Raw genomic sequence first — 23,359 nt, forward strand, 5'->3', positions numbered from 1 at the left:
TCTACTTGAACTTTGCCTTCAGGGCTGCCAGCTTGGCCTGCATATCTGTTTCGGGTTGCCTTTGTGGGCGGTTGCCCGATACATTGTTTTTTTGCATGGGCTGGCTTGGTTTTTTTATGTCCGGTTTCTTATCAGCGGCGGCTTCCTTCATCGACAGGGAAATGCGCTTGCGGGCGGCATCCACTTCGGTAACGGTTACCTCTACCCGCTGCTGCACTTTTAGTACTTCGTTAGGGTCTTTGATATAGCGGTTGGTGATCTGGCTGAGGTGCACCAAGCCGTCCTGGTGCACACCAATATCTACAAAAGCGCCAAAGTTGGTAATGTTGGTTACAATGCCAGGCAGCTTCATGCCTGCCTTTAAATCATTAATGGTATTCACCCCTTCAGTAAAACTAAAGGCTTCAAACTGCTCGCGCGGGTCGCGGCCGGGTTTTGCCAGTTCGGCCATAATATCGTTCAGGGTAGGTAACCCCACCGTATCGGTTACATATTTTTGCAGGGGAATGGCTTTGCGCAGTTTTTCTTGGTGCACCAGCTCAGTTATAGTGTGCCCGGCATCTTTAGCCATACGCTCTACCAGTGCATAGCGCTCCGGGTGCACACCGCTGGCATCCAACAGGTTTTCGCCGCCGCGAATACGCAGAAAGCCGGCTGCCTGCTCATAGGCCTTTTCGCCCAGCCGGGCTACCTTGCGCAGTTGCTCACGGCGTTTAAAGGCGCCGTGCTGGTTACGGTAATCTACAATGTTCTGCGCCAGTTGCGGACCTAAGCCCGATACATAGGCTAAAATCTGCTTGCTGGCCGTATTGAGTTCTACACCTACCGCATTTACTGCACTAATGACGGTATCATCCAGTGAGGTTTGCAGTTTGTTCTGATCTACATCGTGCTGGTACTGCCCAACGCCGATGGATTTCGGGTCAATCTTAACCAACTCGGCCAGCGGGTCCATCAACCGGCGACCGATAGATACGGCCCCCCGTACGGTTACATCCTTATCCGGGAACTCCTCCCGTGCCACTTCGGATGCTGAATAGATGGAAGCGCCACTTTCATTCACCATCACTATAGTAACGCCCGGCAAGTTCAGGTTACGCACAAACAGTTCCGTTTCGCGCCCGGCGGTGCCGTTGCCGATGGCAATGGCTTCAATAGTATACCTTTCGGCTAACTGCTTAACGGTCTTTTCGGCTTCTTTGGCTTGCCCCGCACCAGTATGCGGATAAATGGTGGTGTTTTCCAGCAGTTTGCCCTGTTCGTTAAGACAAACCACCTTGCAGCCGGTACGGAAGCCGGGATCAATAGCCATTACCCGGCGCTGCCCCAGTGGAGCGGCCAGCAATAATTGCCTTGCATTCTCGGCAAACACGCGTATAGCTTCTTCATCAGCTGCCTTTTTGGTGAGCAGGCGCACTTCGGTTTCTATCGAGGGTTTTAGCAGGCGCTTATAGCCATCGGCAATAGCCAGGCGTATCTGGTCTGATGAGGCATTGTTAGCCGTTACAAACATACGGTCAATCAATACCACGGCCTCATCTTCGGGCGGTACAATATCCAGGTACAAGATTTCTTCCTTCTCACCGCGGCGCATGGCCAAAATGCGGTGCGAGGGTGCGCTTTTAACCGGTTCCGCCCAGTCAAAATAATCTTTATACTTAATCCCGCTTTCTTCTTTGCCCGGCGCAACCTTCGATACAAATTCACCTTTTTGGGTAAACAGTTCGCGCAGCTGGGTGCGGATCTCGGCATTCTCGCTGATGGTTTCGGCAATAATATCGCGGGCACCGGCCAGCGCTTCTTCAATGCTGTTTACGCCTCTTTCGGTACTGATATATTTTTCTGCCTCAACCTGTAAGTCAACCTTATTTTGGGTGAGTACGAGGTCGGCCAGTGGCTGCAGGCCCTTATCACGTGCGGTGGTGGCGCGGGTTTTACGTTTGGGGCGATAGGGCAGGTACAAATCTTCCAGTGCCAGCATGGTTTCGGCATCGCGCAGCTGCTGCTCCAGTTCGGGCGTTAGCTTGCCCATGTCGGTTAACGATTTCAGGATGGCTTCGCGGCGCTTGTCCAGATCGCGCAGCTGCTGCATACGGTCGCGTATGGCGGCAATCTGCACTTCGTCCAAACTGCCGGTCATCTCCTTGCGGTAGCGGGAAATAAAAGGTACGGTAGCGCCCTCGTCCAGCAGGTTCACCGTAGCTGTTACCTGTTTCGAGGAAACAGAAAGTTCTTGGGCTATTTGAATATAATGATCAGTCATGTAAGTCAATTTCCAGGGACTGCAAAGGTGGGGTAGTTTAAGCAGAGATGGAAACGGATTGGTAAGAAAAATGAGGTGGAGATAAGATGCAGTATCGATTTATATGACGGGTGTCATCCTGAGTGATAGCGAAGAACCTGTACACTTGGCTCTGCTGTTGCACAGGTGCTTCGCTATCACTCAGGATGACAAATTGGAGGAAGGCGTATTACTTTTTCAGTTCCGCCGGGATAAACTCCTTCAGCACTGCCTGCCGTACTAAAGTTGGCGGCAGCAAACCCTGCGAAAGAATAAAATCATGAAAGTGCAGGGCGTTAAATTTATTGCCCAGCGCCTGCTCGGCTTCTTTTCGCAAGGCAAGCATTTTGGTGTAGCCAAAAAAGTAGCTGTTGGCCTGGCCGGGCGCCCGCAGCGTATACCGTTCTACTTCCTGCTGCGCCATAGCGGTGGATTGTACCACATCTTTGGTGAGTATATCCATCGCCTGCTGCGGGGTGATTGTGCCGGCCTGCAGTTCAGGATCTAAAAAGGCACGGGCGGCACGCAGCAGGCGGTAGTCTAAGGAGATCAGCTGGCCTTCCAGCGGCATATAAGGCAATATCATAGATTCTGAGTACAAGCCCCAGCCTTCGGCATTGGTGGAGTTAAAGGCATACAAGGAGCGGGCTTTCGATACGCCTTCTTCTACCATTTTATCAAACTGCAGTTCATGGCCGGGGCGGGCTTCATGCGCAATAATGGTCCATGAGGCGGCATCAAAGGTAAAATCATCATATTGGTTGGCCTTCTTTTCGCCGGGTGCAGGCGGCATGTTCAGCGGCAGTACAAACACGCCGCGCTGGCCGGTGTTGTTCAAAAATGGTGGCGGCACCATGTGCGGGGCAGGGGTTTGCGCGGTTTCTGCCGCGGTAGCCAGGCGGATAATGGCCGGCCGGTTAGGCAGGCTAACCAATTGGTGCTGGCGGATGATCTCTTCAATATCCTTCAGGTGGCGCTCATACAGCGGAATAATGGAATCGCCATGTACCTGCGCTTTCTTTAATTCATGTATAACGTCGCGGTAGTCGGCCGAAGGCAGGCCGCGCTGCTTAGCAATCTGCGCAGCAATAGGCTTCATCTGGTTTTGTAGATCGATGAAAGCTGCATGTGCCATGCCCGCTAATTCGGCGGGGGGGATAGTGATGCCATAGCCTTCTAAAGCCAAAGCATATTCGGCTGGTGGCAGCCGGAAATCGGTACGGGCTTTGGGTAATACCTGCGCACGTAACCAGGCATCATAAGCAGTTACCTGCTGCTTTAAGCGGGCGTAAGGCTGCTCCCATCCACCTAATTTGTATTTTTTGCACAGTTCGGCAATACCTTCTACAATACTGGCATTGCGCGATAAGGCTACCTCCATTTGCTGCCGCGATGGGTAGATGACGTTTTTTTTAGCCATTTGTGCAGCCACGCGCTCCTGCAAAATAGCGGTGAGCGGCCGGTAGCCTTTTTCCATACCTGCATACTTACGCATCCTTATGATAGCAGCTTTACGTCGGGCGGCAAGGGTTTGGTCGTCCAGTAAAATTTCCAGTCCGCCATAAATTATTTCGGCGGCATTTAAAAAAGGAACCTGGTGCTGAAGGCTAAAATCCTGCTGGCGGAAACCTAAGCGTAAATGGTCAATCAATATTTGCAAATCCTGTTGCACCGATGCATCGTGTTCGCTGTTTAAAATGGTTTGATAGCGTTTCACCAGCGCCTCTTCATCCCGCCGTTCGGCCAGCTGATTGGCTAATGTAGGTACTGCAATCCGGGTATCGTATTCGGCCAGCCCCTCCGAAGAGCCATACTCGGGCGAATACTTCTTGTCCAGATCGATCAGCAGTTGGGTATAGCGGTTGGATTTGGTTACCCATGCTTTGCTATTGCCGGAGGTGGTTTGTGCCTGTGTTTGAAGCGATAACTGGCTTGCACCAATTGCAACTGAAAGTAAGCCTAAGCGGATGATTTTGTTCATGTATAAAATGTGCTGGTACAATTTAGATGTTTTGCAGGTGCAATTGTAACAAGTTAAACAAACTATGGGTAATAAGAATTATGATAGCAGCAAACTTAATATCTTAGGAGGATGAAACCTAAAACCCTGCTTGTTGAGTTTAGCATTCTGGTAATTGTTTTTGCATTTTACTGGTATGTATTGTTCAGGTTCACGCATTCGGTTCAGATTACTCATCTACGCTTGGAAATTAATTTGCATGATACTTATTTTATTTATCCGCTTAGCTGGAAACTGATAACAATTCCGTATAGCTTTTTAGTCGCAATTATTTATTTTATTAAAGAAGCATTTTATGCTTACCGCAGAATCTTACAAAACGGAATCTTCGCAGCAGCTAACTTCATCTTTGTTATTTTAATTATGATCTATCCATTGTTTATAATGGATTTGTTGTTTCCTGCCCATAAACAGGGATGGACTGTTTACCCACCTTTATCAGCCCTGCCAAATACATATCCTGATACTGCCGACTGGATACTTTGGGGAAACATTTCTTTCCTGCCTGATTTGATCAGATACTGCATTTACGCTTCTATGTTATCAGTGGTAATGTTGGTTGTTAGTAGTGTTGCTTTTGGGCGAAGCTTAAAGTGGACTAATAAGGGCAATACAAATTGAGAAAGTATAATTTAACGGTTCAATATGTAACCTTAGCGTACTTAAATTGAACAAGCATCACACGTGCGCATTATCTTATTTATGCATTGCAAAAAGGTATAATGTTATTACGGAACGGTAATTGCCTTACCTCAATAACTAAAACATCTATCCCTATGGAAACTACCAAGAAAAGCACCTGCTGGTCAGGTTATGAAAAAGAAGGAACCAAGAAGAAAGACGGTAAAACAGTACCGAATTGTGTGAAAAAGTCTGCTAAAAAGAAAGACTAAGAAGCTGATAAGAATCAATTTGTTGGTCATTTCGACTGCAAGGAGAAATCCTCTTGAGGTAGCCGGTCTGCAGCAGCAGATTTCTCTCTACGGGTGGAATGACAAGTTGACGACTGTTAGAGTGCACCGCCTGCAAATTAAAAAAAGCCGGTCATTTATCGTGACCGGCTTTTTCTGTTATATCAGCAGTTAGCTTACTTTCTAACGTACATTACCTCTTTTACCGCCTTAATTACCCGCTCGGGGTTTGGCAGGTATTCCTGGATCAGCGTTGGTGCGTAAGGCAACGGCACATCGCCGCCCATAATGCGCAGGATAGGCGCATCCAGGTAATCAAAGGCATCTTTTTGTACCTTAAAGGCAACCTCGGTAGCAATAGAGCCCAAAGGCCAGCTTTCTTCAATAATTACCAAACGGTTGGTTTTCTTTACCGATTCTATTACGGTAGCGTAGTCAATCGGGCGCACGGTGCGCAGGTCAATTACTTCGGCATTGATGCCTTCTTTAGCTAATTCGGCAGCAGCGGCATGTACCACTTTCATAATTTTACCGAAACTTACCAAGGTTACATCGGTACCCTCTTTGGTTATTTTGGCTTTACCCAGTTCAATATAGTATTCGCCATCAGGCACTTCGCCTTTATCGCCATACATCAGTTCCGATTCCATGAAGATAACAGGATCCGGGTCGATGATAGATTGCTTTAACAAACCCTTGGCATCGGCCGGGTTGGAGGGTACTACTACCTTTAAGCCTGGGCAGTTGGCATACCAGTTTTCAAAACACTGGCTGTGCTGCGAGCTTAGCATACCGGCGTTACCGGTAGGGCCGCGAAATACGATAGGCACCGAGAACTGCCCGCCGCTCATCGACATGATTTTGGCCGCACCGTTGATGATCTGGTCAATAGCCACCAGCGAGAAGTTAAAGGTCATGAACTCGATGATGGGGCGCAGGCCGTTCATGGCTGAGCCGATGCCGATACCGGCAAAACCCAGTTCAGAGATCGGCGTATCAATTACCCGCTTGGCGCTAAATTCATCCAGCATGCCCTGACTTACTTTATAAGCGCCGTTATATTCGGCTACTTCCTCACCCATCAGGTATATTTTCTCATCCTTGCGCATCTCTTCGCTCATGGCTTCACGAAGCGCTTCTCTGAACTGTAGTTCTCTCATTATCTGTTTAAAAATGAAAATTTTTGCACGCAAATATAGGTAATGGAATGTGAAAAACAACGGGTGAGCAGTTTGGGTAAAAAATTTTACCGGCGGAGCAAAAAAGGTGATGAATATCAGGAAAGTCTTAAATTTATCCAGAAACTGCTTAATTTTTTTATTTTTAGCTTTCCTATCAGTTATCACAATGCTTTTTAAACCTTGCCCGGCGTTTATCTGCCGTTCTTTACAGTGCCTAACCCGCATTAAGTTTAGTATCTTACAAAATTTCCGGTTGTTATTTGTTGTTGGCAGCCTGTTGGCCTTTACTAATGCGTCGGCCCAATACAATACCATGCGCATGAATTATGGCGGCGGCTCCCGGTCAGACTATGCCTTTACAGCAGGCGTAGTGGTTGATGCTCCCTTGCACAACCTGAATGATGCCTATAAAGCCTCACCAGGTTTCGAGGCAGGTTTGTTAAGGCATTTCGGCAATTTCATTATAGGCTTACATGGCGGCTACCGCGCTTTTAAGCCGAAGCAAAGCGCATTTCAGGATTATGACGAGCAAACCGGGCAGGTGTACGGCACTTCTCATTTAAGTAAGTATACCAGTATTGCTATTTATACCAGCGCAGTATACCAGTTAGGTTTAGGCAGCGGGGCCAACTTACAAGCCGGCCTTAATTTAGGCAATTACTTTAGCCACTTTAGTATAGATTATGCAGATACATTTCAAGGCGGTTATGGCAGTTATACCGACTACGGCAACTTTAACCTTACTGAATCTCAGTTTTATATAGCGCCCCGTATAGGCATAAATTTTACGCTGACCGAAGATGTGCAGTTAGGCTTACAGGCCCGCTATAATGTGTTTGGTAATTACAGTTATAACTATAATACTATTGATGGCGGCGAAAGCTCCGGAACTGTTTATACCTCGGTAGCCGGAGGCGTGAGTTTAATATACAGGTTCCCGTAGTGTAAAGTGCTGAACAGTTGCTAATTTAGTTCACAAATTTCAAATGGTTATATGATGCGTTTAAAATTGCCGTCGCTCCAGGTACTGGGTAAAAATATTATAGCTGTAATCAGGCGTTTTCCTTTCGAAACTTTGTTTGCCCTTTGCGGAACAGTAGCTGCCTGGCTTTTGATTGATACCAAACGGGTGTATTACGGGCCTTCGAACGAGGGCTTATATGTAAGGCTGATAATGATGGCTAATCTTGGCCTGCTGCTAAGCCTGGCGGCTACCTTATATACTGAAAGTAAAGGTATAACCGGGGTGTCCAGGCTTATCATTAAGCTTGTTGCAGCACTTTTGGGGCTCGGCACCCTATGGTTGCTTAATCCCGAGCTGCGCGGGTTTGATGCTGTTCGCTTTTTTACGCTGTCCTTCGCTTTGCATTTGGTGGTGGCCTTTGCGGGTTATACCGTAAAAGGGCAGGTGATCGAATTCTGGCAGTTTAACAAAAGTATATTTCTGCGTTTTTTAACTACGGTTTTGTATAGCGGTGTGCTTTATGCCGGGTTGTGTGCAGCTGTAGGTTCGGCCAACTTTCTTTTTGGTTTAAAAATAGACGGCAATATCTATTTGAGGTTAGGAGCGGTTATCGGCGGTATGTTTAATACCCTGTTCTTTTTAGCAGGCGTTCCGCATCCGGCAGCCAGCCGCCGGGAGGGGGAAGCCGGTTATCCTTCAGCGCTCAAATTGTTTACGCAGTACGTGCTCATCCCGCTGGCGGTTATCTACGTGCTTATCCTGCTCAGTTATGAGGGCAAGATACTGCTGGAATGGAACCTGCCCAAGGGCCTGGTGTCCAGCCTTATTTTAGGTTACGCGGTGTTTGGCATCCTGTCTATCCTGCTGGTCTATCCTATTCGCAATCATGAAGACAGCAAATGGATAAGGGCGTTTTCGCGCAGCTTTTACTTTTTGCTTATTCCGCTGATTGTGCTTCTTTTTATCGCGGTTTGGGCCCGTATCTTACCTTATGGCATTACACCGCAGCGTTACTTCCTTTTAATGCTGGGCGTATGGCTTGCCCTTATTACCGGGTATTTTTTATTATCGAAGCAGCAGAGTATTAAAGTGATACCGGTTTCACTGGCCCTACTGGCTTTGCTGTCCTTGTATGGGCCGCAAAGCGCTTTGGCGGTGTCTGTATACTCGCAGAGCCACCGCTTGATACAGATTTTTAAAAAATACAGCGCTTTAGCCGATGGAAAGTTTACCCCGTTAATGCAAAAGAAAGCCAGTAAAAAGGATGGTCGCAATGCGCTGGACGAACTTACCTTTTTAACCGACAATGCGCAGCTTACGGCCCTGCAGCCTTACTTTAAAACCGATTTGCAAGCCGTAAATGACTCGATGTACACCAAAATTGATACAGCCAACACCTACGTTTACCGTAAAAACGAGGAGTTAAGCCGGCAACAGCTTTTATGGGCTTCAAAAAGATTGGGGCTTGCCGCCTACGATGCCAATAATGAACTGCAGATTGAAACCAGCTACCTTCTGCAAACGGGGTACAGCGAAGCCACCAAGGTAAGCGGATATGATTACGTGCTCAACGCCGTTAACAGCTCTTTTTATACAGAGGGCACTTATACCCTTGAGGAGAAAATAGATGGAATTACCATTGCCACCAAAGAAAACGGCAGCCGGCTTATGATTATTGTAAATGGCGAAAGCGCAGGTTTTGACATGAACCAATTTGCCGGCAGCTTTTTGATAAAAGGAAAAATCAGTACAGCGCAGTTGAAGCCTGATACGGCAAACCAACAACCAACCTACAGCAATTACTTTGCCCGGCCAGAAGTGCTATCTGTAGTGAAAGAAACGCCCCATTATAAAATTGCCCTAAGTTTAAACGAATTCAGGTTCGACCAGTACAGCGACCATACCTTGAAGGCCACTTATGCCAAAGGGTTGTACCTGATCAAGAAGAAAGACTGAGGTGAATACTTAACTATAACAAATAAGGCGGACTTGGAGCTCCGCCTTATTTGTTATAAATAAAAATATATTATCGTTACGATTTCTTGCGTTCACCCTTCATCTTAGAAGCAATGATTACCGCCTGATAGGCATTCACAATGCCACCGGTTTTGCTCAGGGTGGCAAAATCTACCGCAGCAGCGCCTTCCTTATCGCCAGGCTTAATTACCATAGTGCCGTTAAGCGGTTTGGCCGATTGCAGGATGATCTGCTTTAACTGCTTAGCGCTTAAGTCCGGATAATACTCCAGCAGCAATGCAGCTACACCGGCCGTAATGGGCGAAGCAAAACTGGTGCCATCGGCGGTGTTAAATTCGGCATCCTTATCTATTGAAGTTACCTTTACACCCGGTGCAAACACATCCACGTTCTTTTTGCCATAGTTGCTGAAACTGGCGGCCAGCTTACTGTCCGGCTTAGGGCCTGATGCGCCTACGCTGATTACATTATCCGCATCGGTGCCCGAGCCATCAGCAAACATATCATTCGGGTACTCGGGCTTGGCATCCACGTCCTGGTTGTCGTTACCGGCAGCCTGTACCAGCAGTACATCATGGGCGGCGGCATACTTAAAGGCCTCGTCCACCCACTCTTTGTGCGGCGATATCTTCTTGCCGAAACTCATGTTCACCACCTTAGCGCCGTTATCCACCGCATAGTGGATGGCATTGGCAATGTCCTTGTCATACTCATCACCATTGGGTACGGCTTTAATAGCCATAATCCGTACGTTATCGGCCACGCCGTTGATGCCGTAGCCATTATTATGCACAGCTCCAATTAAGCCGGCCACGCCGGTACCGTGCGATGCATCTTCAAACTTAACGAGGTTACTGCCATAAGGCTTGCCGTCGCGTACATCGGGGTTATCACCTACAATACGCTGGCGTGCGGTTAAGTCAGGGGTTACATCATTATTTAGCTTGGTGATATATTCGCTCAGCTCCTTGATAACTTTTGCATTGCTGGCGTTGCCGCCTTCCTGCTGGAACAGCATGGTCCACACATTCTTGCTTTGTGCCAGGGTATCATTGCCTTTTGGTAAGCGGCTTAAATCGGCACTGGTAAAGGTGCCGTCGCCACCCAGGCGCAGGCCGCGTTTAATGTAGCCGCTGGTGGTCATCAGCACATTCATTACCGGGGTAAGCTGCTGTATCTCGGCTGATGATTTAGCTACGGTAGAATCGCGGGTAGCCTTTACCTTCCGCCAATAGGCATATTCCTTTTCCTGACCGGCAGGGGCGCTGGTTACGCTGCTATATTTGCTTTGCAGCCTGGCATACTCGCGCACTTCCTCGGTGGTTTCGGTGTAATCGCACTTGCCGCCGGGGCCGCCCAAAAAGTTCCAGCCATGCAGGTCATCTACATAACCGTTGCCGTCATCATCTTTACCGTTGCCGGGCTTTTCTTTAGGGTTTACCCAAAGGATGCTTTTTAAATCGCGCTGGGCAGTATCAATCCCGCTGTCAATGGTAGCGATAACTACGGTCTTGCTTTTTTTGCCTTTAAGCGCCTGGTAAGCCTGGTTAAGGCTGATGCCGTAAAAGCCATCGGCCTTTAAATCCATAGTATGCCAGTTTTTAGGCGGTTCAGGTGTGGGGGCGGGCATAGCCTGGGCTGCCGCCTGCTGATAAGTGAACAGGGCGCCTGCGGCTAAACCTGTTAAGCAACAATAAAATTTGTTCATCAGAATATTAAAGGAGATATATTTAGTATGGTTTATAATTCAAAGTGAATGCCCTGTGCCAGGGGCAGCCGGGCAGAATAATTAATGGTATTGGTTTGCCGCCGCATATACACCTTCCAGGCATCCGAGCCCGACTCGCGGCCGCCGCCGGTTTCTTTTTCGCCGCCAAACGCCCCGCCAATCTCTGCGCCCGAAGTGCCGATGTTCACGTTGGCAATGCCGCAATCAGAACCCCGGGCCGATAAAAAATGTTCTGCCTCGCGCAAATTTTGTGTCATGATAGCAGAAGATAGGCCCTGTGGTACGCCATTCTGCAGGGCAATGGCTTCTTCCAGCGTGCTGTATTTCATTAAGTATAGTATCGGCGCAAAGGTTTCGTGCTGCACAATAGCGTAATGGTTCTCCGCTTCGGCGATGCAGGGCTTCACATAACAGCCGGAGGCATAAGCTTCCCCCTGTAAAACCCCGCCTTCTACCACAAACTTGCATCCCTGCGCTTTGCCATCTTCAATGGCTTTCAGATAAGCCGCTACCGCATCCTGATCAATGAGCGGGCCCATGTGATTGTGTTCATCTAAAGGGTTACCTATTTTAAGCTGCCCATAGGCGCTTATCAGCTTTTGTTTAAAATTCTCATACACGCTTTCGTGGATGATGAGCCTGCGGGTAGTGGTGCAGCGCTGACCGGCAGTGCCTACAGCACCGAATACCGCACCAATGAGCGCCATATCCAAATCGGCATTTTCCGTAATAATAATCGCATTGTTGCCGCCCAGTTCCAGTAAGCTGCGGCCTAAGCGGGCGCCCACAGCTGCACCTACCGCCTTACCCATACGGGTAGAGCCGGTGGCCGAAAGCAACGGCAGGCGGTTGTCATGCGCCATCAGTTCGCCAATGGTTCGGTCGCCAACTATCAGGCAGGATACGCCTTCGGGCACCTCGTTCTGCTCAAACACCCGCTGCACAATATGCTGGCAGGCCCAGGCCGTGAGCGGTGTTTTTTCCGAAGGCTTCCAAACGCATACATTGCCGCATACCCAGGCCAGCATGGCATTCCAGCTCCATACCGCTACCGGGAAATTAAAGGCGGATATAATGCCTACTACACCCAGCGGGTGATACTGGTCATACATGCGGTGCTCGGGCCGCTCCGAGTGCAGGGTAGCGCCATTGAGCTGCCGGCTCAGGCCGGTGGCAAAATCGCAAATGTCAATCATTTCCTGCACCTCGCCCCAGCCTTCCTGCAAACTCTTGCCCATCTCATAAGATACCAACTGGCCCAATGCATCTTTGCGCTCGCGCAGCGCCTGGCCTATCTGCCTCACAATTTCGCCACGCTTTGGTGAAGGCCATTGCCGCCACTGTAAAAAGGCCTGCTGCGCCTGTGCAATTACCTGGCTGTGGTCAGCTTCGGTGGCCATGCGTACCGCCGCAATCCGGCTGCCGTCTACTGGCGAGCAGATGTCTTTAAGTATCGTACCGGCGCTGCTTGAATGATTAAGCCCGGTGCTGCAGGCTTCATTTTCAGGCCAGATGTCTAACTGCTGTAAAACCGATGGGATGTTGAAATGCATAGCGGGGCAATGATACGGCAAATGTAAAATTTTGAGGATATAAATATCCTTGTTACAGATGTTCTTTCTGTAACGTTATGGTGAAGAATTAAGTATCAGCAAGTTACCAAAGCTGTGGAAAAAGCGCCGCCCATTGTTAATAAATTCGAGGCGCTTTGGCACCTTATTAGCATGTGTTTACTTGCAAAACAACAGCAATTGTTGTATCTTGATATTAATTCATTTAGAAAAAGCAGATTGAATGGAAGAAGATGATTTTGAATATGGTTTTACCGAAGATCCGAAGTTCTCGGTAGAGCGCTACGAGGAGATGCTCCGCAATCATGATCAGTATTTTTTCGATGCCTCTGCATTTGAAAATATCATTGATTATTACATTGAGAAGAATGACCCGGCGCGGGCATTGCAGGTAGCGGAATATGCCCGCAATCAGCACCCTTACGCCGCTGTTTTTCTGATTAAGCAGGCCCAGTTACTGGTGGTTACCAATAGGGTATCCGAGGCATTTGCCGCACTGGATAAAGCAGCCCTGCTGGAAGCTTCTGATGCTGATATTTACATAATTCGCGGTAATCTGTACGAGAGCATGGAGCGCTATACCGAGGCGCTGGAAAATTATGAGAAGGCGTTAGGCATGGCCGAGGAAACGGATGATATTCTGCTGCATATTGCCTATGTACACCAGAACATGGGCGATTACCAGGCCGCTGTAAAGTACCTGAAGCAGTGCCTGAAGCAGAACATGGAAAATCAGGATGCTTTGTACGAACTGGCCTTTTGTTACGATGTATTGGATAACCAGGAGGAAAGCATCCAGTTTTACCAGCAGTATATTGATACCGAGCCGTACAGTTACGCCGCCTGGTATAATTTAGGCAATGCCTATACCAAAATGAGCCTGTTTGAAAAAGCCATTGATGCGTATGACTATGCGATACTGATTAAGGACAACTTTGCATCGGCCTACTTTAATAAAGGTAATGCGCTGGTGAACCTGGAAAAGTATGCCGAAGCCATTGAGGTGTACCGCCAGACTTTTGAATACGAACCGCCTAATGCCGATACGTATTGTGCGATAGGCGAGTGCTACGAGAAACTGGAGCAGATGGACGAAGCCCGCTCGTTTTATAAGAAATCGGTGCGGATGGATTCCAAGCTGGCGGATGCCTGGTTTGGCATTGGCGTAACGCTTGATTTTGAGGAGCGTTATTTTGAGGCCCTGCACTTTTATAAAAAGGCGCTGGATCTGGATGCGGCCAATGCCGACTACTGGTTTGCCATTGCCGATGCCGAATATAAACTTGGCCATTTGGACGAAGCTGAAAAAGCATACGAAAAAGTGTCTGAACTGAACCCGTTGGATGTGGATGCCTGGCTTGATTATTCGTCTATACTTTATGAGCAGGACCGCCTGGTTGATGCCATTGAAGTAATGGCACAGGCCATTAAGAACAACCCGGATGCTGCTGAACTGTATTATCGGATAGTGGCTTACCTGTTTGCTAAAGGAGATTACAATGAGGCGCTGACCAATCTGGAACAGGCGCTCACTGCCGACCCGGAGAAGCACTATATCCTGTTTGATTATCTGCCCCAGTTGCAGAAGAATAAAGTGATACTGGATATTATCAACCGGTACACTAAATAGGCCGCTCGCTGTTGTTGATAAGTATACTACATAACAAAACACCCCGCACTTTTAAAGTGTGGGGTGTTTTGTTATATAGGCGATTGTTAAAAATAAACAACTTGTTTAATCATAAATCCCTCCTCGCAGTCATTTCGACCGCAGGGAGAAATCTTCTTCAAGCAGCCGGTCTGCGGCAGAAGATTTCTCCCTGCGGTCGAAATGACGGGTTAGTATTATTTCAATCCAATTTTTGTAATCTATACTCCGGCGCTGCACCTTTAAACCCGCACCCAGTCCTTTTGCTCAAAATCATACCGTTTAATTATTTTGGCCGGATTGCCTGCGGCTACTGAATAGGGGGGGACATCTTTAGTTACCACCGACCCGGCAGCTACTACGCTGTGCTTGCCGATGGTTACCCCGGCTGTAATTACGGAGTTAGCCGCTATCCAGCAATCATCCTCAATGGTAATAGGCGCGGTAAGTATGGGCTGCTGATGGATAGGGGTATCAATATCCCGGTACTCGTGGTTGAGGCCGCTGGCTACAATATTCTGGGCCAGTATTACATTGTTGCCGATGGTGATTGGGCCAATAATTACATTGCCCATGCCAATGAGGGTATTACTGCCAATTAATACATCGCCCACGCCGTTGTTAATCGTGCAAAAATCCTCAATTACCGCTTTGCTGCCCAGTTCGAATTTGTTAAAAGGCAATACATCCATACGGGTACGGCTGCGTACGATGGCGCCTTTGCCTACTCTATGAATAAAAGGATTTACCAGCAGCTTTACCCATTCACGCGGCCGGGCCTCATCCTTCGGGATCAGCATACGGTGCACCAGCTTCTTTATCTTAGGGTTGTTTTTAATGGTATCTTTTACTGACATGGTGACGGGCACTTTTAATTAGCCTATAACTTATTGATTCGTCATTTCGACCGCAGGGAGAAATCTTCTTCGCGCGACCGGGCTGTTTTAGAAGACTTCTCCCTGCGGTCGAAATGACAGGTTGATATTTTTTATTTAATTATAATAACTGTCTCTTACTTCCTCTTGGCCTTTTCCCAAACGGCGCTCTGGCTGCCGGCCATATAGCGGAATATACCGCGCAACACTGCATAGTTCATCATGCAAAAATAATAGGGGATGAACAGCAGCTTTACTTTAACCTGCCGGGTCTCGAGCAGCCAGCCGGCCAAGGAGGCGGCATAGAATGCAATCTGCCCTATCAGCAGCAAATGGTAAATAAACCCCGCGCCCTGTATTACCAGGAGGCTATTCAGGATCAATGCCAAAATCATCAGGAAGGGAACAATCGTCCATCGCAATACGCGGTGGCTTATGTACTCAAAGGTGAGTATTGGTATTTTAAACGGATTTAATAACCCTTTAAGCCTTACAATGGATTGTATACCACCGGCGGCAATGCGTATTTTCCGTTTTAATTCTTCCTTTACATTGGCCGACGAGGTTTCGGAGGCATAGGCTTCCGGCTCATAAATTACGCGATAGCCGTCCTCGGCAACCAATAGTGAAATCATGAAATCATCTAAAATGGTATCGGGCGGCACCGGCTGGTACAGCGCGGTGCGTATGCTAAACAATTCGCCTGCGGCACCAACTACCGAGTACAGCTCCGAGTCCCAAGTTTTTAGTTTTGATTCATACTTCCAGTAAAAACCTTCACCGGCGGTAGCATCGGCCGTTTCTTCTACCTGTACCCGCTTCTCGCCGGCTACGGCACCCACCTTAGGGTCGGCATAATGGCGGCAGATGTTGATAATGGCATCGGCATTCAGAAAAGTATTGGCATCGGTGAATACCACAATCCCGGTATTTACCTGCGTCATGGCGCGGTGCACGGCAGCAATTTTACCGCTGCGGCCGGCCGAGTGCATTAATTGAACCTGCGGATGCTGTGCAATAATTTCAGGCGTGCGGTCGGTCGAGCCGTCAGTAATAAAAATAAGTTTCAGCTTACCTGCCGGGTAATTCAGCGCCAAACTGTTCTGGATTTTTTCAGCAATAAAACTTTCCTCATTGTAGGCGGCTACCACCAGCGTACAGGTGGGCAACTGATTAAAGTTTACCGCAGGAATAACAGGTTTACCCCGCAATACCCGTTTAATCTTAATAATAATGTACAGCAATATACCATAGCCGAAAAAGGCGTAAAAAACAATAAACAGGCTAAGCCAGAGTAAAAAGGTCATAATGTGTTGATAGGGTAGCCTAAATCGGTACTGTCGTTTTTATGGGTAAGGTTCCAGCCAATAGCCTTAAATAATAGTTTGGCGAAACCTTTATAGCCTTTGCGTGCATAGCTGACGATGTTGCGCGGCGCTACCACGGCAGCAAAGTAAGGGTAAAAAAACAACCTCGCCACCAGCGGTGCATTGCGCCTGATGAACAGGATGCGGTTGCGGTTCATAAAATATTCCTTTAAGCCGCTGGCCTTACCTACAGAAAGCGACTCTTTATGATAGATAAGCGCCGCAGGTTCAAACCATATTTCGTAACCGGCACGCTTAATATGGTCGCACCAGTCCATTTCTTCATAATATAAAAAAAAGTGCTCGGCCATCAATCCTGCCTTGTCAATAGCTTCGCGCTTTACCATCATTGCCGCGCCATGCGCATAGCCGGTAGCATGCGCCGGGCCATCGTACTGCCCTTTGTCCTTTTCAAACTGCCCGATGCAATAATTACGGGCGGTGTAATAGTTCATTGGCGTGAAGCCGGCATATTGCAGCGTATCAGGCTGGTCGAAGTAATTGATTTTGGGTGATACAGCGCCCACCTTCGGGTTACTATCTAATATATTCACCAGCGTTTGCACCAGGCCGGGCGTAAACTCGGTATCGTTATTCACTAAAAACAGATACTCACCGGTAGCGGCCTCAATACCTAAGTTATTACCGCCTGCAAAACCCAGATTTTTTTCAGAGCGGATGAATTTAATGCCGGGGTATTTTACCTGCCACTCCGGAATGCTATTGACTTTGCTGGCATTATCAACCACAATAATTTCTATGTCCGCATAGGTGTTGGTAGCGGCAACAGAGTTCAAAAGTTGCTCGGTAACGTAACTTTGATTGAAATTTATCGTAATGATTGAAACCTTGGTCATTGGTGCTTGCTTACGGCAACAGGGCTTAAATGTTTGATGAAAATATCATTTTAAATTGAATATTGACGATAATATACAAAAAGACCTTAGCGCTTTTGAGCATATTGCCCATAGTGACCATGTGATAGACCAAAAGCTGGATGAGCTGATCAGCCTGCTTTCGGCCAGTAAGCTTAACAGCGACAAGGTGCGCAATTTGCAGCGGCGGTTTAATCAGGCCGTAGAAAATGCTATACCTTATAGTACTTCGGTTGATTCCTTTGATGCTTTCCGGCAGGTGGACGGTGCATCCGCTGCTTCGCGTGAGGAGTTGCTGGATGAGTTCAGTATGCTGCTGTCCACCCATCAGTTAGACAGTAAAGCTTCGCACAAATACCTGCTGGCGCAAAAAACCAAGCGTTTTATAACCGGTATTATCGGTGTAATTATGATTACGCTGGGCTTTGCCATGATTGTGATGCCCGCCCCTCCTTACTTTGAAATGTTCACCATTTTTTACTTTAATCATGATGATGGAGTAACATTAATGGATCTGATCTCTTTGCTGGTAATATTTACAGGTATATATTTGCTCATCAGGGCCATTATACAGCAAGGCTCGCGGCAATAACATGGCACAAAACGCAGTACGTAAACTGTTACTGGTAGATGATAACCCGCTTTACCTGAAGATGCTTTGTCGGGCCATACAACAAGCAGGCATCCATTGCCATACCTGCGTATCGGCAGCGGAGGCGATTGCATATTTAAGCAATGAGCAGCCCGACCTGATCTTGTCCGACTACCAGATGCCGGAAATGAACGGGCTGCAATTCAGGCAGCGCCTGCTGGAGGATACAAGACTGAAAGACATTCCCTTTGTGTTTCTAACTTCCGATACCGATCAGGATGTGATGCTGAAAGGGCTGGATTTACAGGCGGTAGATTACATCCTGAAAAATATACCGGTCAATGTCATCATCAGTAAACTGAATAACCTGCTGCTTACCGTAGAAACACAGCGGCAGCTATCCGCCCAGGAACTAAAAAAAGCGGCCGAAGCGTTGAATGTGCGCTCCGTGCCGGCCGGTGCGCCAGTGGTGGCAGGCTTTGAGCTGGATTTCTGGCACCAATCTTACCAGGATATTCCCGGCGGCGATTTTATTGATTTTATTGAAGTTGACCACCGTTATACTTTTATAGTGCTGGGCGATATTATGGGTAAAAAGTGGACGGCCTGGTTTTTTACCTTTAGTTTTCTCAGTTATCTGCGTGCGGCCATCCGGTTTGGGGTACTTAGCCACGATTATTCTACAGCCAGCATACTACAAAAAGTGAACAGCGTGATTTGTCACGATGAAGTGCTGAAGGATATATTGGCCAGCACCTCGCTGCTGATGATTGACCGCCAAACCGGAGGCATCAGCTATTCGGGCGCTGGCGATTTACCTTTATTGAAATATGAGGCCCATACCGGGCAACTCCAACAGGTTGCCTCATCCGGCTTGCTGCTGGGGCTATTTGCCGATGGCAACTATGATGAGCAGCACATCACCTTGCAAACCGGTGATCGCCTGCTGATCTTCACCGATGGCATGACCGACTTTGCCGCTGACCAAGGTAAAAAAACCGATTATCATCAATTTGCACAGCAATTGCAGCCGTTGCTGCAACAGCAAATACCATTTACTGACCTGAAACATACGCTTTTTGTTCCTGCCGTAAACACGCAGGTAGACGACAGCAGCATCATCCATATTTTAAAGACATGACCGAATTAGTAGAACAAAACGCCCGATATTTAGTGGTAAGAATTAATACTACAGAAGCCAGCCTGAACAACGCGGATATGATAAGGCAGCAGCTTGCCGGCCTGCTCAGCCAGCATCAGAATAACTTGATTTTAGAGTTGCAGCAGGTAGAGTACGCCGACAGTTCTTTTCTGGGCGCCCTGGTGGCGGTATTGAAGCAGGCAATCAGCATAAAGAAAGAAGTAGTGCTGGTTGGCCTGCGTAAGGATATTCATAACCTGATGTCATTAATCAGGCTGGATAAAGTGTTTAAAATATATCCCTCCCTGCCCGAAGCCGTTCAGGCCATTAGTTAAATTGCTTTACTACGCAAAAAATGCCATTGCAGGAATTTGAGTTTGAGGTAAGCACGGCACAGTTGGTGCCGTTGCTGCAGCAAATGCTGCGCTATGTGCAGCAGCAGGTAACGCTGCCTGCACCTGCGCAGGAGACATTTCTTTTTGAAACCAAAATTATTTTAACCGAACTGCTTACCAATGCCATTAAACATACAGGCAACGGCCTGGTACAGTTCAATATTGAGATAAACAATACAGGCCTGCTGATTACCAAAACAGATAAGGGGCCACCTATAAAACTGCTTCATCACCCTGGGTTTACCAAGCCCGGCGATGTGCTGCAGGTAACAAACGATATTATGCATACGCTGCTGGCAACGCTGGAAGCGCGGCAAACCTTGAGGTTTACGTATACGGAGCATGAACTGCCTGCTTTGCCTGATGCACAACAACTGCATGACCATTTTGGCCTGCTGCTGATTGCAAAGGCTGCAGATGAGTGCAGATATTGCTACAATGCCGAAGAGAAAACGAATGTATTTGCAGTGAAAAAGCTTATAGCGCTTTAAAAGTACCGATAGCAGGCTTAACTCTACATGTCATTATAAACGGATTCATTTACTTGGGCGCAATATATTTTTTATAGATATGAGCAGTAACCGGCAAAAGCCGCCGGTTCCGGTAAACCGGGTGAGAGCCGCCTGAGGTGTAAAGTTCAAGCTGCCCCTTATTTTTAAAATACCATATTTTTCTGATGGAAGCAGGCGTAATGGTGTCCGGCTCGGTAATCCTTTTAAAATGGGCGAGTTGTGCAGTATCGAGCGCAATAACAGGAGTATGCCCATGCTTTTGGTTGCAGTTGGTTTGTTGATAATGCGTTTCGGCCCAGTACATACATGGCGTTGAACTGCCAGACATAAGTTTATGATTACCAACAGATGTAAACCTGTAACCCCAGAGGAGGTAAATGCAGACACCAATTGCCGTAAGGAGTACAGTTCCAATAGCTATAATTCTTTTCTTCCGGCGGTTTGTTGCAATGGCGGGCACCTCGTACACTGCATCCGGCTCAAATAAAACAGGCTGATTGAGGGCATCGGTATCATCTGTATCATATTTGTAATCCGCTACTTTCCCTTTACCGGTTACAGAAGATGTTTCCTCATCAGGCTGCAGGGCTTGTGCCGGAGGCGTTGGCTGTTCATCAGTATTATTATCAGCGGCAGGAAACAGATCATTGTGGTTTGATGCTACGGCTACAAAACCAATCTGGTAGGGCCGGGGTTCAAAGCCGATCAGCCACGCCAGCAGTTCAATATTCTTTTCATCGGTAGCAGCGGTTGCCTTCCTTAAAAAATTGATCAGTGGCTTAAATTTATCGGCTTCACATATCTTAATGGCTTGCAGGTAGCCTGCCTGCCCTTCCCGCACTCCGAAGAACAGCCGCAATAGCTGTTCATCTTTTTTCTGATACTTTTCTTCACATACCGCCAGGCACTCGGCTTTCAATTTGGCAGCCGTAGGCACAGTTAGCCGCAAAGATAGCTGCCCCATCACTAACCGTTTCCGGTACTCCTCCAACACCTGTGCCTGATAATCCGCAAACATCCGCTAAAATATTAAGGGTAAAACTAAGGGATTTAATGCAACACCAGCTGCATTTCCGGAATGATAGGAATTGCCGGAATCGGCTGCCACCGGGCAGTTTATTGCGGTCTACCTTCGCTTTCGGAATCGGTTGAAACCCCCGGTAGCTAACGGGGCAGGTGCACCCAACAGGTTCCAACATAAGCAGAGCGCACAAGAGCTGGTTGCAGGCCTGGGAAGCTATAACCCGCTGTTGTGATCTCTGCTTACACTTCCCAGTGTGGTAAGCAGTGGCTTACCTGATTTGCAGTACTGCTCCGGGCCAGGCCCGGGGTGGCTGCAGCATTCAGTAACCTTTAAAATTGAAACACATGTTGGAATTGATTATTGCCATTTTACTGGCAACCGGGTGCCCTGTGCCTCCGGATTTGATTAAGAGTAGTAACGGAACGGTAATGACACAAAGCCTTGGTGGCGGTGATGACGACACCGGCGGACAAAACGGCCACTTGCCGTCACCGCCGCCACCGCCGCCACCTCGTCCTTAACTATCTGTTTGGCAGAAGCATGTTTAAGCATGCTTCTGCTTTTTAAAATAATCCGGCCGAAGTTTTTAGTAATATCTATATTGGACTAAAAATTTCTTGAAAAAGCAGTTTTATCTTATCCTCTTTATTTTTTGCCTTCTGTGTTCATGCAAGAAAAAGGTGTCGTTACCAGTAACAGATACCTGGCGGGATTACCGTAAAGCTTATAGCTTTTTAAATCACAATACAGATTCCGCATTCTACTATTTTAATAGAGTAGTTACTACCGCTAAAGACCATCAGCAAATAGCCATGGCCTACACCAGTATGGCCATATTGCAGGCCGATGCAGGTGATTATTTTGGCTGCCAGGAGAGCCTGACATCTTCATTACGATTTTTGGAAGTAAATGAACAGGCAAACAGGGCAGCTTTATCTACCAATTACAATGAGTTAGGATTAGCCAGCTATAATTTAAAAAATTATGATGAAGCGATTGACTTTTATCGCAAAGCATTGCAACTTTCTGTCGATAGCAGCTACATTCCTGTAATTACCAATAATATGGCTAATGCCTACCAACAAAAGCGCGAGTATAGTTATGCTATACAGCTTTATGATAGTATGATGGCGGAACACAAACAATCTAAAGAAAATTATGCCCGGTTGTTAGCAAATAAGAGTTTCACCAGGTGGCTCAGTAATAACGCCTACAATGCAGCCCCCGGGTTGGTTAAGAGCTTGCAGTTGCGGCAACAAATTAATGATGGATGGGGCCAAAATTCCAGCTATGCCTACCTGGCTGACTTTTATACCCGATCAAAGCCAGACTCTGCATTTTTTTATGCAAAAAAAATGTATGCAACAGCAATAACGCTTCACAGCGCAGATGATCAACTTGAGGCTTTGCAAAAACTGATCAGGTTAAGCCCGGACATCTACAGTAAAAGTTATTTCAAACAATATCAGCTACTCAGCGACAGTGTGCAAACCGCCCGGAATGCTGCTAAAAACCAGTTTGCGCTGATCAGATATAATTCGGAAAGAAATAAAGCGGATAACCTCAAGCTGCAGAAAGACAATACAGAAAACAAATACCAGATTGTAAGACAGCGGTTTCTGTTAAGCGGCGTTGTGCTCCTGTTTGTACTGGCCGGTATTACCGGCTTGTTCTGGTATCAGAAAAGGGAGCAGCGCCTGAAGCTGGAAGCACGGAATACTGTACGTGAGCATCAGCTTAAAACCTCTAAAAAAGTGCATGATGTGGTAGCCAATGGGTTGTATCGCATTATGGCGGAAATTGAGCACCGGGCAATGCTGAGCAAAGAACAACTGCTGGACCGGATAGAGATGCTGTACCACCAGTCGAGGGATATTACGTATGAACCTGCCCGCCAAACCATTGAGTTTTCGCAAAAGCTGGGAGAGCTGATAACTTCTTTTGGCGATGCTGCCACACGCATAGCGGTTATCGGAAACAGCGAAGCGATATGGCAAAATATAAGTGAAGAAGTGCGGTACGAAGTTGAGCATATATTACAGGAACTAATGGTGAACATGAAAAAGCACAGCAAGGCGAGTGTGGTTACCATAAAATTTCAGCGGCAGGGCCATCAGGTTGATATTAAGTATCAGGATAACGGTGTTGGCTTTCCGGAACAGGTAAAGTTGGGTACAGGTTTAACCAATACGGAAAACCGTATAAAAGCTATTAGCGGTAGTGTTATTTTTGACAGCAGCAAAATTAATGGCTTACAGGTAGGGCTTAAATTTCCTGTTGCTTAACTTAATCTGAA

18 protein-coding genes are annotated in these 23,359 nt (G+C 47.4%); 9 read left to right on the forward strand and 9 right to left on the reverse strand.

The window, feature by feature from the left end:
• Position 1 precedes the first annotated feature (1 nt).
• Entirely contained in the window at positions 2 to 2,263 is a 2,262-nt protein-coding gene (locus ACY652_RS09170; protein WP_462268097.1) for a Tex family protein, read from the reverse strand.
• A gap of 208 nt (positions 2,264 to 2,471) precedes the next feature.
• Positions 2,472 to 4,262, reverse strand: a complete 1,791-nt coding sequence (locus tag ACY652_RS09175; protein WP_462268099.1) for a DUF885 domain-containing protein — start codon at positions 4,260 to 4,262, stop codon at positions 2,472 to 2,474.
• Positions 4,263 to 4,373: 111 nt separating this feature from the next.
• On the opposite strand from ACY652_RS09175, the gene ACY652_RS09180 reads away from it, so the two are divergent.
• Positions 4,374 to 4,922 (forward strand): hypothetical protein, encoded by a 549-nt coding sequence (locus tag ACY652_RS09180; protein ID WP_462268101.1) that lies wholly within the window; start codon positions 4,374 to 4,376, stop codon positions 4,920 to 4,922.
• Positions 4,923 to 5,388: 466 nt separating this feature from the next.
• Here ACY652_RS09180 and ACY652_RS09185 read toward each other — a convergent pair whose 3' ends face one another.
• Positions 5,389 to 6,372 carry a pyruvate dehydrogenase complex E1 component subunit beta gene (locus tag ACY652_RS09185; RefSeq protein WP_462268103.1) on the reverse strand — a complete coding sequence of 328 codons (984 nt, stop codon included), beginning with the start codon at positions 6,370 to 6,372 and terminating at the stop codon, positions 5,389 to 5,391.
• Between the two features lie 274 nt (positions 6,373 to 6,646).
• Between ACY652_RS09185 and ACY652_RS09190 the strand changes: the two genes are divergently transcribed.
• On the forward strand, positions 6,647 to 7,336 hold the full coding sequence (locus ACY652_RS09190; RefSeq protein WP_462268105.1) for a hypothetical protein: 690 nt from the start codon (positions 6,647 to 6,649) through the stop codon (positions 7,334 to 7,336).
• A gap of 51 nt (positions 7,337 to 7,387) precedes the next feature.
• A complete protein-coding gene (locus tag ACY652_RS09195; protein ID WP_462268107.1) occupies positions 7,388 to 9,313 on the forward strand; it encodes a DUF4153 domain-containing protein in 1,926 nt (641 codons plus the stop codon).
• Positions 9,314 to 9,389: 76 nt separating this feature from the next.
• On the opposite strand, the gene ACY652_RS09200 is transcribed toward ACY652_RS09195, so the two are convergent.
• Together ACY652_RS09200 and amaB are read right to left on the reverse strand one after the other, a co-directional pair.
• The gene (locus tag ACY652_RS09200) at positions 9,390 to 11,042 is read right to left on the reverse strand and encodes a S8 family serine peptidase (RefSeq protein WP_462268109.1); all 1,653 of its coding nucleotides are present in this window, start codon (positions 11,040 to 11,042) and stop codon (positions 9,390 to 9,392) included.
• 32 nt (positions 11,043 to 11,074) lie between these two features.
• A complete protein-coding gene (amaB, locus tag ACY652_RS09205) occupies positions 11,075 to 12,616 on the reverse strand; it encodes an L-piperidine-6-carboxylate dehydrogenase (protein WP_462268110.1) in 1,542 nt (513 codons plus the stop codon).
• Between the two features lie 241 nt (positions 12,617 to 12,857).
• Between amaB and ACY652_RS09210 the strand changes: the two genes are divergently transcribed.
• On the forward strand, positions 12,858 to 14,264 hold the full coding sequence (locus ACY652_RS09210; protein WP_462268112.1) for a tetratricopeptide repeat protein: 1,407 nt from the start codon (positions 12,858 to 12,860) through the stop codon (positions 14,262 to 14,264).
• 260 nt (positions 14,265 to 14,524) lie between these two features.
• On the opposite strand, the gene ACY652_RS09215 is transcribed toward ACY652_RS09210, so the two are convergent.
• From ACY652_RS09215 to ACY652_RS09225, 3 genes are all read right to left on the reverse strand, one after another.
• Positions 14,525 to 15,139, reverse strand: a complete 615-nt coding sequence (locus ACY652_RS09215) for an acyltransferase (RefSeq protein WP_462268114.1) — start codon at positions 15,137 to 15,139, stop codon at positions 14,525 to 14,527.
• Between the two features lie 155 nt (positions 15,140 to 15,294).
• Positions 15,295 to 16,464 carry a glycosyltransferase family 2 protein gene (locus ACY652_RS09220; protein ID WP_462268116.1) on the reverse strand — a complete coding sequence of 390 codons (1,170 nt, stop codon included), beginning with the start codon at positions 16,462 to 16,464 and terminating at the stop codon, positions 15,295 to 15,297.
• The gene (locus tag ACY652_RS09225; RefSeq protein ID WP_462268118.1) at positions 16,461 to 17,381 is read right to left on the reverse strand and encodes a glycosyltransferase family 2 protein; all 921 of its coding nucleotides are present in this window, start codon (positions 17,379 to 17,381) and stop codon (positions 16,461 to 16,463) included. Before ACY652_RS09225 ends, ACY652_RS09220 begins: the two co-directional genes overlap by 4 nt.
• A 55-nt stretch (positions 17,382 to 17,436) precedes the next feature.
• Between ACY652_RS09225 and ACY652_RS09230 the strand changes: the two genes are divergently transcribed.
• The 4 genes from ACY652_RS09230 to ACY652_RS09245 are packed head-to-tail and all read left to right on the forward strand — an operon-like array spanning position 17,437 to position 20,018.
• Complete coding sequence (locus ACY652_RS09230) at positions 17,437 to 17,991, forward strand: hypothetical protein (RefSeq protein ID WP_462268120.1); 555 nt, start codon at positions 17,437 to 17,439, stop codon at positions 17,989 to 17,991.
• 1 nt (position 17,992) lies between these two features.
• The gene (locus ACY652_RS09235; RefSeq protein ID WP_462268122.1) at positions 17,993 to 19,132 is read left to right on the forward strand and encodes a SpoIIE family protein phosphatase; all 1,140 of its coding nucleotides are present in this window, start codon (positions 17,993 to 17,995) and stop codon (positions 19,130 to 19,132) included.
• Positions 19,129 to 19,467 (forward strand): STAS domain-containing protein, encoded by a 339-nt coding sequence (locus tag ACY652_RS09240; protein WP_462268124.1) that lies wholly within the window; start codon positions 19,129 to 19,131, stop codon positions 19,465 to 19,467. The genes ACY652_RS09235 and ACY652_RS09240 overlap by 4 nt, the downstream gene beginning before the upstream one ends.
• Positions 19,468 to 19,487: 20 nt before the next feature.
• A complete protein-coding gene (locus ACY652_RS09245; RefSeq protein ID WP_462268126.1) occupies positions 19,488 to 20,018 on the forward strand; it encodes an ATP-binding protein in 531 nt (176 codons plus the stop codon).
• A 49-nt stretch (positions 20,019 to 20,067) separates the two neighbouring features.
• On the opposite strand, the gene ACY652_RS09250 is transcribed toward ACY652_RS09245, so the two are convergent.
• Positions 20,068 to 21,057: a hypothetical protein gene (locus ACY652_RS09250; RefSeq protein ID WP_462268128.1), complete on the reverse strand. Its 990-nt coding sequence runs from the start codon at positions 21,055 to 21,057 to the stop codon at positions 20,068 to 20,070.
• A 686-nt stretch (positions 21,058 to 21,743) separates the two neighbouring features.
• Here ACY652_RS09250 and ACY652_RS09255 point away from each other — a divergent pair.
• On the forward strand, positions 21,744 to 23,348 hold the full coding sequence (locus tag ACY652_RS09255) for a tetratricopeptide repeat-containing sensor histidine kinase (RefSeq protein ID WP_462268130.1): 1,605 nt from the start codon (positions 21,744 to 21,746) through the stop codon (positions 23,346 to 23,348).
• The last annotated feature ends 11 nt before the right edge of the window (positions 23,349 to 23,359 follow it).

The sequence above is a fragment of the Mucilaginibacter sp. genome (assembly GCF_965200995.1).
In the GTDB taxonomy this organism is placed as follows: domain Bacteria; phylum Bacteroidota; class Bacteroidia; order Sphingobacteriales; family Sphingobacteriaceae; genus Mucilaginibacter.

Excerpts from the sequence above, each read along its gene's own strand:
- ACY652_RS09210 (WP_462268112.1), top strand. The coding sequence starts at position 12,858 with ATGGAAGAAGATGATTTTGAATATGGTTTTACCGAAGATCCGAAGTTC.
- ACY652_RS09200 (WP_462268109.1), bottom strand. The coding sequence starts at position 11,042 with ATGAACAAATTTTATTGTTGCTTAACAGGTTTAGCCGCAGGCGCCCTG.
- ACY652_RS09195 (WP_462268107.1), top strand. The coding sequence starts at position 7,388 with ATGATGCGTTTAAAATTGCCGTCGCTCCAGGTACTGGGTAAAAATATT.
- ACY652_RS09235 (WP_462268122.1), top strand. The coding sequence starts at position 17,993 with ATGGCACAAAACGCAGTACGTAAACTGTTACTGGTAGATGATAACCCG.
- ACY652_RS09240 (WP_462268124.1), top strand. The coding sequence starts at position 19,129 with ATGACCGAATTAGTAGAACAAAACGCCCGATATTTAGTGGTAAGAATT.
- ACY652_RS09180 (WP_462268101.1), top strand. The coding sequence starts at position 4,374 with ATGAAACCTAAAACCCTGCTTGTTGAGTTTAGCATTCTGGTAATTGTT.
- amaB (WP_462268110.1), bottom strand. The coding sequence starts at position 12,616 with ATGCATTTCAACATCCCATCGGTTTTACAGCAGTTAGACATCTGGCCT.
- ACY652_RS09170 (WP_462268097.1), bottom strand. The coding sequence starts at position 2,263 with ATGACTGATCATTATATTCAAATAGCCCAAGAACTTTCTGTTTCCTCG.
- ACY652_RS09215 (WP_462268114.1), bottom strand. The coding sequence starts at position 15,139 with ATGTCAGTAAAAGATACCATTAAAAACAACCCTAAGATAAAGAAGCTG.
- ACY652_RS09175 (WP_462268099.1), bottom strand. The coding sequence starts at position 4,262 with ATGAACAAAATCATCCGCTTAGGCTTACTTTCAGTTGCAATTGGTGCA.
- ACY652_RS09185 (WP_462268103.1), bottom strand. The coding sequence starts at position 6,372 with ATGAGAGAACTACAGTTCAGAGAAGCGCTTCGTGAAGCCATGAGCGAA.
- ACY652_RS09225 (WP_462268118.1), bottom strand. The coding sequence starts at position 17,381 with ATGACCAAGGTTTCAATCATTACGATAAATTTCAATCAAAGTTACGTT.
- ACY652_RS09220 (WP_462268116.1), bottom strand. The coding sequence starts at position 16,464 with ATGACCTTTTTACTCTGGCTTAGCCTGTTTATTGTTTTTTACGCCTTT.
- ACY652_RS09250 (WP_462268128.1), bottom strand. The coding sequence starts at position 21,057 with ATGTTTGCGGATTATCAGGCACAGGTGTTGGAGGAGTACCGGAAACGG.
- ACY652_RS09245 (WP_462268126.1), top strand. The coding sequence starts at position 19,488 with ATGCCATTGCAGGAATTTGAGTTTGAGGTAAGCACGGCACAGTTGGTG.